A 12,884-nucleotide genomic window follows, 5' to 3' on the forward strand; every position below is an offset into this window, starting at 1 on the left:
TTTCCTAAATGCACAACAGGTATAAATATTTAATTTTACTGATACTATTGGTAGGCAATACTTGTTTTGCCCAATCTTTTGCTGAAAAAATTGCTGCTCACCGAGCGCATTTTAAAGCCGATTTTGTGAGTAACGAACACTCGCCCTTAAAAGAAATTGATTTAAAACATCTTAGATTTTATGATGCCGATAGTAATTACAAGGTAAGTGCTAAAGCTACCATTTTAACAGGTGAAAAAGTTTTCAAAATGCCTACTTACGCTGGTACCACTGCAAACTATATCCGCTATGCGAAGCTTACTTTCGAGTTAAATGGTACGCCTGTACAACTAACATTATATAAAAATATTGCCTTAGCTGCCAATGCAGCGTATAAAGATCATTTATTTTTACCCTTCACCGATCAGACCAATAACAAGGAAACCTATGGTGGAGGTAGGTATATAGATTTAAAAAGCACAGACATTGTAAACGGTAAAATAGAGTTAGATTTTAATAAAACCTACAACCCCTATTGCGCTTACAGTGATGGCTACCGCTGCCCTATTCCACCCGAAGAAAACGATTTACAATTAGAAATTAAAGCAGGTGAGAAAAAATATCTGGGCGAGAAAAAGAAACGTCAAGCCAACTAAGTCGCCATATATATTTATCAACCCATATCCAGCATCATGGGTGTTTTTCCTTTTAACCTTTTGTCTGTTTTTATGGCGATAAAAGGAAACGAATGCCTTTAAACTTATTTACTAAAAAACCATTGGGCTATTCTACTACGAATACCCTATATTTAACCGCAATGAGATATAGCTGCATCATTATAGACGATAACGAAATAGAAAGAGATCTTGTTGAAATCTATCTAAATAAAATTGGTTTTTTAGAAATTAAGGCTACTTGTGCAGATGCCATGCAAGCCATTAAAATTCTTGCCAACGAGCAGATAGATATTGTTTTTTCGGATATTGACATGCCAGATCTTTCTGGAATTGAACTTTTAAAGACCATTAAAAATCCGCCCGTATTTATTTTTATCACCTCTCATTTAGAACATGCCGTAGAAAGTTTCGACCTTAATGCCTTAGATTTTATTGCAAAGCCCGTTAGTTTTGAGCGCCTGCTAAAGGCTGTAAACAAAGCCACTGAGTACCTGAACCTAAAAAAAACACAAAAACCAGAAAATTACCAACAAGGAAACGATGACGAGGATTTCTTTTTTATTAAGGACAACAAGGGGCACATACGCGTAAACAACAACGAAATATTGTATATAGAGAGTTTTGGTGATTTTTCTAAAATAAACTTGTGCAACGGGGAAGAACATTTAGCACTCATTAACCTTAAAAACATAGAACTGCAACTCTCACCCAATAATTTTATAAGGATACATCGACAGTTTATCATTAACCAAAACCTGATTACCAAAATTACAGGTAATGAGATTACTCTCAACAAACAACACGTTATTCCCGTAGGTGTATCCTACCGGGATAAGCTAATGGAGCATATTGACAAAAAAACTTTGGTAAGGCAAAGTAAAGGGTAAAGAACGATTACTGTTATTACAAAAAATTCATCGGGTCAAGCCCCTAGGTGTTATCAGATAAACATTAAAATATTGTCAATTTCTGTGCAATATACAGTTTGCCAAAAGGCTGTATAAGTTGAAATCAGCAATTTAAACACCCAAATTCTTTTATTTTCGTTAGAAGATTGAACTTTAAACGCAGAGAGCGTTCCCGAAGAAACGCTCCTGCTATTAGACATATATCTAAATTGTTATAGATTACCAATTTTTATTTTTGGAGATTTCTAATCTCGCATATTATATGTAGTGTTAACAGCCCTCCATCAATTACTTTTTAACTATCTTATGGCTTTCAGCGTTGTCTTTGCCACCCAATGTAATGATATAAACACCTGCCGGATATGCTCCCAGCGAAATCTCTTTACTACCTTCTGTAGCATTTATTGTGGTATGCTGTAATACCTTGCCATTTAAATCTGTTACTCGCAAATTAGTAAAGTAGTTAGGTAAGAATTTTAGCGAAACGTGGTTTTCTGTTGGGTTTGGATGGATTTTTACGATAGAAGATGTAAGGCTAAAGATTACATGTCTAACGCCAAGTTCGTTTTCTTTACCGTCGTTATCTTGTTGTATTAAACGATAATAATTGGTACCATTAGCAGGGCTATTATCATACAAAGCATAAGTATTAGCATTAGTGCCTTTGCTGTCTAAAAATGCTAAAGTGCTAAAATTGATGCCATCTATACTTTTTTCTATTAAAAAACCTTTATTATTGGTTTCGCTAAGCGTGTTCCAAGCAAGTTTAACGCTATTATATTGTAGATCAGCAGTAAACGTGCCGAAACTTACAGGTAGTGTCACGATTTGAGGATTATTACGTAAAACTGATACCGAATTTTCATTAGCAACCACTAGGTCGGGTTTTCCATCACCGTCTACATCGCCTACGGCTACTGAAGTAGGATAACTACCTGCAGTAAAATCTTGTTTAGTTGAAAATGAAGCAGCATTAATGATTCCTTGTACACTAGTATTACGGAATACTGTTACCAAATTTGAGATATTTTTTGCTGCGACTACCAGGTCGGGTTTTCCATCACCATCTATGTCGCCTATGGCTACTGAGGAAGGAGCAATACCCGTAGTAAAATCTTGTCTAGCTGCAAAGGAAGAAGCATCTATGCTCCCCAAGCTACTAGTATTATGGAATACTGATACCCTATTTGAACTTAAATTAGTTACTACAAGGTCTGGTTTTCCGTCACCGTCTAAATCGCCTATGGCTACTGACGTAGGACTAGTACCTGTAGTAAAATCTTGTTTAGCTGTAAATGAAGAGGCATCTATGCTACCCAAGCTGCTGGTATTGCGGAATACCGATACCGTATTTGAACCCGTATTAGTTACTATCAGATCTGGCTTTCCATCACCATCTACATCGCCTATGGCTACTAATTGAGGTTGAGTACCTGCAATAAAATCTTGTTTAGCTGCAAATGAAGCGGCATTGATGCTTCCAGAGCTACTGGTATTGCGAAATACCGATACCGAATTTGCATTTACATTAGCTACTACTAGGTCTGGTCTTCCGTCACCATCTACATCGCCTATGGCTACTGATATAGGATTAGTACTAGTAATAAAATCTTGTTTAGCTGCAAATGAAGAGGCGTCTATACTCCCCAAGCTGCTGGTATTGTGGAACACCGATACAGTATTTGAACCTGGATTTGCTACCACTAGGTCTAATTTGCCGTCGCCATCTACATCGCCTATGGCTACAGATTGAGGTTGAAGACCAGTAGTAAAGTCTTGTTTAGCTGTAAATGAAGAGGCATTTAAACTTCCAGAGCTACTGGTATTCCGGAATACCGACACAACGTTTGTACTATAATTTGCTACTACCAAGTCAGGTTTTCCGTCACCATCTATATCGCCGATAGCTACTGAAGAAGGAAATTCACCAGTAGTAAAATCTTGTTTAGCTGCTAAGTCGTTAAGGCTAATGCTACCTTTATTGGGGCTAAAAGTGGGGTTAAAGTACTGTTTACTACTGCCCATTAAGTTGTTTTGCGTATTTAATACGGTCAACATTGAATAAGTTGCTCCTACTGGTACTTTTACTGTAATGGTGTTTGCTGTTACGGCTGTCGCCACTGCTGCTGTTGCACCAAAAAACACCACATTATTGCTAGCAGTGGCATTAAAATTACTGCCAGTTAAGGTTAAATTAGTACCCACAGCAGCATTTAATGGGCTAACACTAGTAATAATTGGCGCATATTGAGAGTGATTACCCAATATCGATACCGAATTTGAACTAAAATTTGCTACTGCCAGGTCTGGTTTTCCATCACCATCTAAATCTCCAATAGCTACTGATTGAGTAAAATTGCCTGTAGCAAAATCTTGTTTAAACGCAAAATTAATGTTGCTTAAATTACTGGTATTGCGGAATACCGATACCGAATTTGAAAATGAATTAGCTACTGCCATATCTGGTTTTCCATCACCATCTATATCGCCTATGGCTACAACACTAGGATAATTACCAGTAGCAAAATCTTGTTTAGCTGCAAATGAAGAGGCTGTGATGTTTCCAGAACTACTGGTATTGCGGAATACTGATACCGTATTTGAACTCCCATTAGTTACTACCAAGTCCGGTTTTCCGTCACCATCTACATCGCCTATGGCTACCGAATAAGGATAACTACCTGTAGAAAAATCTTGTTTGGCTGCAAATGAAGACGCAGTGATGCTTCCAGAGCTACTGTTATTGCGTAATACCGATACCGTACTTGAATACGTGTTCGCTACTGCCAAGTCTGGCTTTCCGTCACCATCTATATCACCTATGGCTACTGATTGAGGACCATCACCTGTATCAAAATCTTCTTTAACCGCAAAATTAATGTTGTTTAAACTACCGCTATTGCGGAATAACGATACCGAATTTGAACTCCCATTAGTTACTACCAAGTCTGGTTTGCCATCACGATCTAGATCGCCTATGGCTACGAAAGTAGGATAAAAGCTTGTAGCAAAATCTTGTTTAACTGTAAATGAAGAAGCATTGATACTTCCCACGCTACTGGTATTACGAAATACCGACACCGAATTTGAGCTTGAATTAGCTACTACTAGGTCTAGTTTCCCGTTACCATCTAAATCGCCTATGGCTACTGAAACAGGATATTCGCCAGTAGTAAAATCTTGTTTAGCTGTAAATGAAGATGCGTCTAAACTTCCGGAGCTACTGGTATTACGGAATACCGATACCGTATTTGAACTTGAACTAGTTACAACCAAGTCTGGTTTTCCGTCGCCATCTAAATCGCCTATGGCTACTGAAGAAGCATTTCCTTCAATATTAAAATCTTTTTTAGCTGCTAAGTCGTTAAGAGTAATGCTGCCTTTATTGGGGCTAAAAGTAGGGTTAAAGTATTGCTTACTGCTGCCTGTTAAGTTGTTTTGCGTATTTAATACAGAGAGCATTGCATAAGTTGCTCCAGCTGGTACTTTTACCGTGATAGTGGTTGCTGTTGCAGTTGTTGCCACTGCTGCTGTTGCACCAAAAAACACCACATTACGACTAGCAGTGATATTAAAATTACTACCAGTTAGGGTTAAGGTAGCGCCCACCTTGGCATTTAATGGGTTAACATTGGAAATAATTGGTACTTGTGCCATAGCCAATAGGCTAAAGCTTGTACAAATAAAGAGAGCCAGTAATTGTTTTATCATATCTATTAAGCTTTTAAAATGATCTATTTATAACAGCATCAAACCTAGATAATAAAAAAACCGTACAGTAAACAAGTATATGAACCTATGAAAAAAGTATATGAACAATATTCTTCAGAAGTTAAAAATTTTAGCATTACCAATATTACTAACTGCCGAGCAGGGAAAAGTTTACATCTTTTTAAATACCCGCTAAATGTTGTAAATTAGCGAATATGAGGTATAATTGCTTAATTATAGATAATAATGAAATAGAGAGTGTGCGTAGTTTCTAAAACGTATGAGACCAATGAAAATGGCATTTTCTTTATTAAAGAAACTAAAGGATACACACGCCTAAATTATGATGAAATAGTTTACATTGAAAGCTTGGGAGATTTCTCCAAACTCTTTACCCCAAACGGCGTGCATAACACTCTAATTAACCTAAAAAACTTGGAGCACCAACTTCCAAACTACTATTTTAGGGTCCACAAACAATACATCGTAAATTTTAATAAGATCGTTAGCGCTAATCTTCAAGAAATCATATTAGAAAATGATTTCAAAGTACCATTGAGTGCATCTTATCGAGATCAAATCATATCATTTATTACAGATAAAACTTTGATTAGAAATAGTAAAAAATAAACCTATTTCAACTTTTTAGAAAACCTATTTTGCTTGACAACATCGTTGTAAACGTAGGCCGAAAAATTCACCAAAAACTTCCAAAACATTCTATTTTTCAAGTATTTCATGGGGTGCAACATCTTCTTCTAAAAACTTTAACTCAAATATATACTAAGCGACTTTATTATTTTAGAATAGTCGATGAACATATCATTTTAGTATACAAAAGCACCTTCCCAGTATATAAAGATTACTTGGGGAGATCAATAAAAAAGGTACAACCTTTATTTACTTCACTTTTTAAGGAAATTCTGCCATTCATAAGATGAACAAATGTTTTACATAGTGATAAACCAATACCTGTACCTTTTTCGTTATTGGTACCTAAAGTGGTTTTATTTACACCAAAATGTAGCGCATTGTTAAAATCGGCAACGTCTTGTGATGGTAGCCCTACCCCACTGTCTTGTATGCTAATTTGCGTTTCGCCATTTTTTTCGATAACCGATATTTGCACAGCTCCATTTTCGGGGGTAAATTTTATGGCGTTGCTTACTAAGTTTCTTATCACCAACAAAAACATATCTTTATCGGCCAAAACAGCAGCATTGTGCTCGTCAACTAAAGTTAAGCTTATCTTTTTTTGCGATGCCTGTTCTTGCATTGCTGCTACCAAATTTGCCAAGGTGCTGGCCACAGGTAACGATACGATATGGGGTTTAAACCCATCCATTTGTCCGTATGCCCAGTTCAGCAGGTTCTCCATCATGGTAGAAGTATAGCCTAACGAGTTTTTAAGATTAGCGGCGTAACGTTTTAGCTTTTCTTCGCTAACATTGCCCATTTCTAATAGGTTGATGAAAGACATCAGCGAATTTACTGGAGTGCGCATATCATGACTTACTACGCTAAAAATGCGGTCTTTAACCTTGCCCAATTTTTCTAGCTCTTCTTTTTGCGCTATTACCAATTGGTTTAGTTTAGCAGTTTTACGCTGACTTCTATATACCAATATTGCAGCGCTAAACAACACTAATACTAAGGCCGCGAGCAAAAAAGCCAACTTTTGTTGAAAATCCTGTTTGTCTTGATAGGCTTTCTCTTTGATAGAAAAATCGAGCTTTAGCTGTTTTCTAGTGATTTCTTTTTCTTTCTCCTGGTTAAAAATTTGCTCTTTGTAAAAAACATATTTCTTATAACATTTTAACGCTTCCTTGTAATTCCCTTTTTTTTCAGCAATTTTATTCAAAGCTAAATAAGCATCGCGTTGCAAGCCCAATAGTTTATTTTCATTGGCTATTGCTACTACCTCAGCTAACAATGGTATGGCGTCGGCATACTGGTTATCATCGATATAAAAATTTGCCAAAGCCATTAAGCCTCCTGCTTTTTCCTTCTTCCCGGTTGCATTAGCGTAATTAGCTGCCGATTTTTGATAAAACGACAAGGCCAATTCTCTATCACCTAAAGCTTGGTAAACATGCCCTTTAGTTAGAAATATATTTCCTTTTAAATCAGCATAACCTACCTTATCCGCAATTTTTAAAGATTGTTCGAGCGCTTGTAAAGTTTTTTGAAATCTTTTACCATTTGGCTTTAATTCTCTTTTTTCTACATTAAAATAAACTTCACCTAAATTAGCGTAACACAACGCTACACCATAATCGTTTCCTTTATTTTTTTGAAAAATAGCTAATGCTTTTTCTAAGTACCGAATACAAGTACCATACTGATTTAAATCTTTATAAATATTAGCGATATTATAATAACAACCTGCAACACCCCCCTCATCTTTAATGCTACTAAACAGTTCTATTGCCTTAAAATTTGCATTTAGTGCTTTTATATAATCAGGAATATTCACGTACATGGCACTCAAGTTTTGATAGACACCCCCCATCCATTCTTTATCTTGTAATGCCGAAAACTCTGTAATAGAGCGTAAATAATAATCTTCTGCTGAAGAATAGTTGCTATAATTATGATGGTAAAACCCCACTCTGTAATAAGCTTTACCAACAGCAGCTTTTAAATTAAGCTTTTGTGCTAGCGTAGCGGTTTTATCCGTGTAAAGGCTTACTTCTTTACTTTTATCTAATTTTATATAGACTCTCTGTAGATTTTCGTATAAATGTAGTTTTATCGTATCTTCTTTGTGGTAACTTTTATCGGCATCGAGCAAACTATCAACTTGCCGTACCAAATTATCGTATTCACTTTTTTGGGCATAAGTGTTCCCAATAAAAAATATCGAGAACAATAGCGTTAAGAAAAGATACTTAATTGCAAACATTAAGAAACTGTTTAAATTTCAATAAGAATAAATACATAGGCGGATGGTGACACCCGCCTACAGCCCATAGCTATAGTTTGGTGTCCTCACCAAACCCAACCTGTAAAATATTAATATCATTTTTAAACAGTTTCTAAGTATAAAGTTTTGGAAATTTACCAGGGTTAGTTTCAGACATCATTGCATAAGCCATTTCTACAATATCATCTACCGATGGTTTCGAGAAATAATCACCATCAGAACCATATGGCGGCCTATGTGCCTTAGCTGTTAAAGTGCGTGGCTGTCCATCTAACAAGTAATAACCTTTTTGCTTTTCTAGTATTTGTTGTAAAATAAACGCACTTGCTCCGCCTGGCACATCTTCATCTACCACTAGTAACTTATTGGTTTTTTGCAACGATTTTGCACATAGCCCATCCAAATCAAAAGGCGACAGTGTTTGCAAGTCTATAAGCTCTATATCAATGCCTAATTGAGCTAATTCTTCGGCCGCCTCTTGCACTATTCGTAAGGTAGAGCCATAGCTCACTACGGTAATTGCCGTACCTACTTTAATGAGCTCTGCTTTACCTAGTGGCACCGTAAATTCGCCTACATTATTAGGTAATTTTTCTTTTAAACGGTAGCCATTTAAGCATTCTATCACCAAAGCAGGCTCATCAGATCGGAATAATGTATTGTACATACCGGCAGCCTGTGTCATGTTACGGGGCACACAAATATGTATGCCTCTCAACGAACCCAAAATCATTCCCATTGGCGAGCCAGAGTGCCAAATCCCTTCTAACCTGTGTCCTCTACTTCTGATAATTAACGGCGCTTTTTGACCGGCTTTTGTTCTATAGGAAACCGTGGCCAAATCATCGCTCAGCATATTAAGCGCATAAAGCAAATAATCTAAATATTGGATTTCGGCAATTGGTTTTAAACCTCTCATGGCCAAACCTATACCCTGCCCCACAATGGTCATTTCTCTAATTCCGGTATCGGCCACCCTTAATTCGCCATATTTAGCCTGCATACCTGCAAAGCCCTGATTTACATCGCCAATATGTCCTAAATCTTCTCCAAAGGCCAACAATCTTGGATCTCTTTCAAAATTGGCATCAAAACAGGCGTTTAAGATTTCTCTACCATCTATCATTTTGCCATCATCACTGTATGCTGCTTCAACCTGTGCAACGTTAAATGGGCTCTCTACCCCTTCTGTATATAATTTAGAGTTGTATAGTTCTGTAAAATCTACTGTTTTTTGCTCATACCAATTAATAAGGGTGGTTCTCTCGGCAGATAAATTATTTACACTTAATCTAATGGCCTTTCTAACTGCCGAAACTACTTCTTTGCGCAAAGCATCGTGTGTTGAAGCCAGCTGAGCAGCTATTTTACTAAGATTAGGGTCGCCATTAGCAAGATTATTAATCATGCGCACTACATCGGCCTGCTCTTGTTTAATGGTGTCTAAAAATTCGTTCCAAGCTTCTTTTTGTATTTCTTTAACGTATTTTTTAGCGGTTTCTTCTAGTTCGTCGAGCTCTTCTTTGGTAGCAACCGCCGATTCGATCATCCATTCACGCATCTTCACAATACAATCATGTTCTTTTTCCCATGCCAAACGCTCTTTAGATTTATAGCGTTCGTGAGATCCAGAAGTAGAATGCCCCTGTGGCTGTGTAACTTCAGTTACATGTATTAAAACAGGTACGTGCTCGTTTCTACAAATTTCAATTGCCTTTAAGTATGTTTCGCACAAAGCGGGATAATCCCAGCCTTTAACTTTAAATATTTCGTAGCCGTTTGTACCATCTTCACGCTGAAATCCTTTTAAAACTTCAGAAATATCTTCTTTTGTAGTTTGATATTTAGCCGGAACGGAAATTCCATAACCATCATCCCACACAGAAATGGCCATTGGCACCTGTAGTACGCCTGCCGCGTTAAAAGCCTCAAAAAATACACCCTCAGAGGTAGATCCGTTGCCAATGGTGCCGAAAGCTACTTCATTGCCATTAACCGAGAAATTTTTTAGGTAATTGAGCTCTTTATTTTGTTTATATAGTTTAGAAGCATAGGCCAAGCCCACCAAGCGTGCCATTTGCCCCCCTGTGGTAGAAATATCAGGAGAACTGTTCTTAATTTCGGTTAAGTTTTTCCAGGTACCGTCATCGTTTAAAGATCGGGTAGAAAAATGGCTGTTCATCTGCCTGCCTGCCGAAGCGGGTTCTGCCTTAACATCAGGATTAGCATACAATTGTGCAAAAAATTCTTTAAGGGTGCTAATACCAGTGGCAAAAGCAAAAGTTTGATCTCTGTAGTAACCCGAACGCCAATCGCCTTTTTTAAACACTTTGGCCATGGCCAATTGCGGCACTTCTTTACCGTCGCCAAATATGCCAAACTTAGCCTTGCCCGTTAATACCTCTTTACGTCCCAACAAACTAGCCTGACGGCTCTCCACAGCAATCCTGTAGTCGTTTATTACGATGGTTTTAAAATCATCAAAACTTAATTCTGAAGTATCAATCTCGTTCGTAAACACATTATCTGTTGGCATCATGAGCAACAATTTGTTAAGTGGCAAAGATACAATTCTTTCTTATTCTCGATTAAAGATGGCGGCAAATAATATTTGGAATACTTTTTGTTTTAAACTATTAAACACATAAATTTGAAGCAAACAATTAAGATTATGAAAAAGTTATTTTTTTTATTGGTTACCATAGTAGGATTAGGATTTACTGCAAACGCCCAAACCAAACCGGCAGAATTTAAGTTTGAAAAAGAAACACACGATTTTGGAAAGATTAAACTAGATCAGGCTGTTAGTTATACGTTTAACTTCACTAACGAAGGTGAAGCACCTTTAATTATTACTAAGGTAGAGCCAACCTGTGGTTGCACCGTGGGCGAGTACACACAAACTCCTGTAAAAAAAGGAGAAAAAGGCTTTATTAAAGTTACCGTAAAAAAATCTGGTTCGCCCCTTCCTTTTAACATGGCCGTAACAGTAACTTCTAATGCCAGAACAACAACTAAAGTTCTGTATTTGAAAGGCGAAACCGTAGCTAATACCACTAAATAACAATTATTTAATATAAAGTATTTTTTAATAAAAACCTCACTTAATCTAGTGGGGTTTTTATATTTTTGCCCTATGCCAAAAATATCAGAAAAAGGGTTTCAAATGCCCGCTTCACCCATCAGAAAACTTACCCCTTTTGCCGACCAAGCTAAAGCTGCTGGTAAAAAGGTATATCATTTAAATATTGGACAACCCGATATTGCTACCCCAGAAGGAATGTTAAATGCCGTTAAAAACATTGATTTTGATGTTTGGGCATACACCCCATCTGAAGGCACCTTGGCCTATAGAAAAAAACTAACAGAATATTACAACAAACTAGGCTACAACATTACACCAGAAGATATTTTGGTAACTGTAGGAGGCTCTGAAGCCATTACCATTGCCATGCAAACTTGTGTAAATGAGGGTGATGAAATTATTATACCCGAGCCTTTTTATGCCAACTACAATGGCTTTGCCTGCATGAGTAACGTAGTAGTTAAACCTATTTTATCGTACATAGATAATGGTTTTGCATTACCTCCAATTGCAGAGTTTGAAAAACTGATTACCGAAAAAACCAAAGCAATTATTATATGTAACCCAAACAACCCAACAGGTTACTTATATTCGAAAGAAGAATTAGAAGCATTAAAAGCACTTTGCTTAAAATACGACTTATTCTTATTCTCTGACGAGGCTTACCGTGAATTTTGCTATGATGGCAGAGAATTTATTTCGCCTATGCACTTAAATGGCTTAGATGAAAACGTTGTGGTGATGGATACGGTTTCTAAACGTTACAGTGCTTGTGGCGCTCGTTTAGGCTGTTTAATTACCAAAAACAAAGTAGTGATCAAATCGGGGTTGAAATTTGCACAGGCTCGTTTAAGCCCTGGTATGGTAGAGCAAATTGCTGGCGCTGCCGCTGTTGACACACCTGATAGTTATTTTGAAGCAGTTAGCAAAGAGTACACCCTACGTAGAGACACCCTTGTTGGTCGTTTAAACAGCATTGATGGTGTTTTTTGCCCAAATCCGGGTGGTGCTTTTTATGTAGTAGCTAAGTTTCCAATTGACGATGCCGATAAATTTTGCCAATGGATTTTAGAGAAATTTGAACACAATAATGCCACTGTAATGATGGCTCCTGCTACGGGTTTCTATTCTACTCCAGGATCTGGAAAAAATGAAGTGCGCATGGCGTATGTGTTAAATGTTGATGATTTGAATGCAGCTATGGACTGCCTTGAAATTGCTTTACAACAATATCCTGGAAGAGTATAATTCTGCTGCTTCTTAAAAAAATTAAAGCCTCAGAGTTAACAACCCTGAGGCTTTTTTATGGCCTAAACAACCTGAATTATGGGACTTTGGCTTTGGTTATGCAATAGGTCAAGTCCAATGTATCATTAAGTTAAGAATGTTTAGTCCTTTAGCCAGAGCGCCAACGTCCGCAAAATCAAGTGTTGGCATCCCCACCAGCGCTTAACTTAACGTGAGTTTTGGATGTTTCACACTGTAAGTCAAACGCTTAAGGCTATGTTTATTAAAAAAATGATTAGATAGATCCTTAAAAGCTAGTCCCGAATTAATTTCGGGAGACCAAACGCCAATTTACCGTCACCTCCGATACT

At 37.2% G+C, this 12,884-nt stretch carries 8 protein-coding genes; 5 read left to right on the forward strand and 3 right to left on the reverse strand.

Annotated features, from left to right (window positions below):
* Positions 1–8: 8 nt before the first annotated feature.
* Complete coding sequence (locus B3I52_RS14180) at positions 9–635, forward strand: DUF1684 domain-containing protein (RefSeq protein WP_293302400.1); 627 nt, start codon at positions 9–11, stop codon at positions 633–635.
* 161 nt (positions 636–796) lie between these two features.
* Positions 797–1,543 carry a LytR/AlgR family response regulator transcription factor gene (locus tag B3I52_RS14185; RefSeq protein ID WP_293302402.1) on the forward strand — a complete coding sequence of 249 codons (747 nt, stop codon included), beginning with the start codon at positions 797–799 and terminating at the stop codon, positions 1,541–1,543.
* A gap of 309 nt (positions 1,544–1,852) precedes the next feature.
* On the opposite strand, the gene B3I52_RS14190 is transcribed toward B3I52_RS14185, so the two are convergent.
* Positions 1,853–5,275 carry an FG-GAP-like repeat-containing protein gene (locus B3I52_RS14190; RefSeq protein ID WP_293302404.1) on the reverse strand — a complete coding sequence of 1,141 codons (3,423 nt, stop codon included), beginning with the start codon at positions 5,273–5,275 and terminating at the stop codon, positions 1,853–1,855.
* 258 nt (positions 5,276–5,533) lie between these two features.
* Between B3I52_RS14190 and B3I52_RS15935 the strand changes: the two genes are divergently transcribed.
* The gene (locus B3I52_RS15935) at positions 5,534–5,905 is read left to right on the forward strand and encodes a LytR/AlgR family response regulator transcription factor (RefSeq protein WP_366941083.1); all 372 of its coding nucleotides are present in this window, start codon (positions 5,534–5,536) and stop codon (positions 5,903–5,905) included.
* 232 nt (positions 5,906–6,137) lie between these two features.
* On the opposite strand, the gene B3I52_RS14195 is transcribed toward B3I52_RS15935, so the two are convergent.
* Together B3I52_RS14195 and B3I52_RS14200 are read right to left on the reverse strand one after the other, a co-directional pair.
* Entirely contained in the window at positions 6,138–8,180 is a 2,043-nt protein-coding gene (locus B3I52_RS14195) for a tetratricopeptide repeat-containing sensor histidine kinase (protein ID WP_293302406.1), read from the reverse strand.
* 133 nt (positions 8,181–8,313) lie between these two features.
* Positions 8,314–10,740 carry an alpha-ketoacid dehydrogenase subunit alpha/beta gene (locus B3I52_RS14200; RefSeq protein ID WP_293302408.1) on the reverse strand — a complete coding sequence of 809 codons (2,427 nt, stop codon included), beginning with the start codon at positions 10,738–10,740 and terminating at the stop codon, positions 8,314–8,316.
* Between the two features lie 132 nt (positions 10,741–10,872).
* Between B3I52_RS14200 and B3I52_RS14205 the strand changes: the two genes are divergently transcribed.
* Together B3I52_RS14205 and B3I52_RS14210 are read left to right on the forward strand one after the other, a co-directional pair.
* A complete protein-coding gene (locus tag B3I52_RS14205) occupies positions 10,873–11,265 on the forward strand; it encodes a DUF1573 domain-containing protein (protein ID WP_293302409.1) in 393 nt (130 codons plus the stop codon).
* Between the two features lie 72 nt (positions 11,266–11,337).
* Positions 11,338–12,534 carry a pyridoxal phosphate-dependent aminotransferase gene (locus B3I52_RS14210; RefSeq protein ID WP_293302411.1) on the forward strand — a complete coding sequence of 399 codons (1,197 nt, stop codon included), beginning with the start codon at positions 11,338–11,340 and terminating at the stop codon, positions 12,532–12,534.
* The last annotated feature ends 350 nt before the right edge of the window (positions 12,535–12,884 follow it).

Source organism: Pedobacter sp. UBA4863, assembly GCF_002399615.1.
Lineage (GTDB): Bacteria > Bacteroidota > Bacteroidia > Sphingobacteriales > Sphingobacteriaceae > Pedobacter.

Coding starts and splice junctions, on each gene's coding strand:
- B3I52_RS14180 (WP_293302400.1), top strand. CDS start 9: ATGCACAACAGGTATAAATATTTAATTTTACTGATACTATTGGTAGGC.
- B3I52_RS14185 (WP_293302402.1), top strand. CDS start 797: ATGAGATATAGCTGCATCATTATAGACGATAACGAAATAGAAAGAGAT.
- B3I52_RS14190 (WP_293302404.1), bottom strand. CDS start 5,275: ATGATAAAACAATTACTGGCTCTCTTTATTTGTACAAGCTTTAGCCTA.
- B3I52_RS14195 (WP_293302406.1), bottom strand. CDS start 8,180: ATGTTTGCAATTAAGTATCTTTTCTTAACGCTATTGTTCTCGATATTT.
- B3I52_RS14200 (WP_293302408.1), bottom strand. CDS start 10,740: ATGATGCCAACAGATAATGTGTTTACGAACGAGATTGATACTTCAGAA.
- B3I52_RS14205 (WP_293302409.1), top strand. CDS start 10,873: ATGAAAAAGTTATTTTTTTTATTGGTTACCATAGTAGGATTAGGATTT.
- B3I52_RS14210 (WP_293302411.1), top strand. CDS start 11,338: ATGCCAAAAATATCAGAAAAAGGGTTTCAAATGCCCGCTTCACCCATC.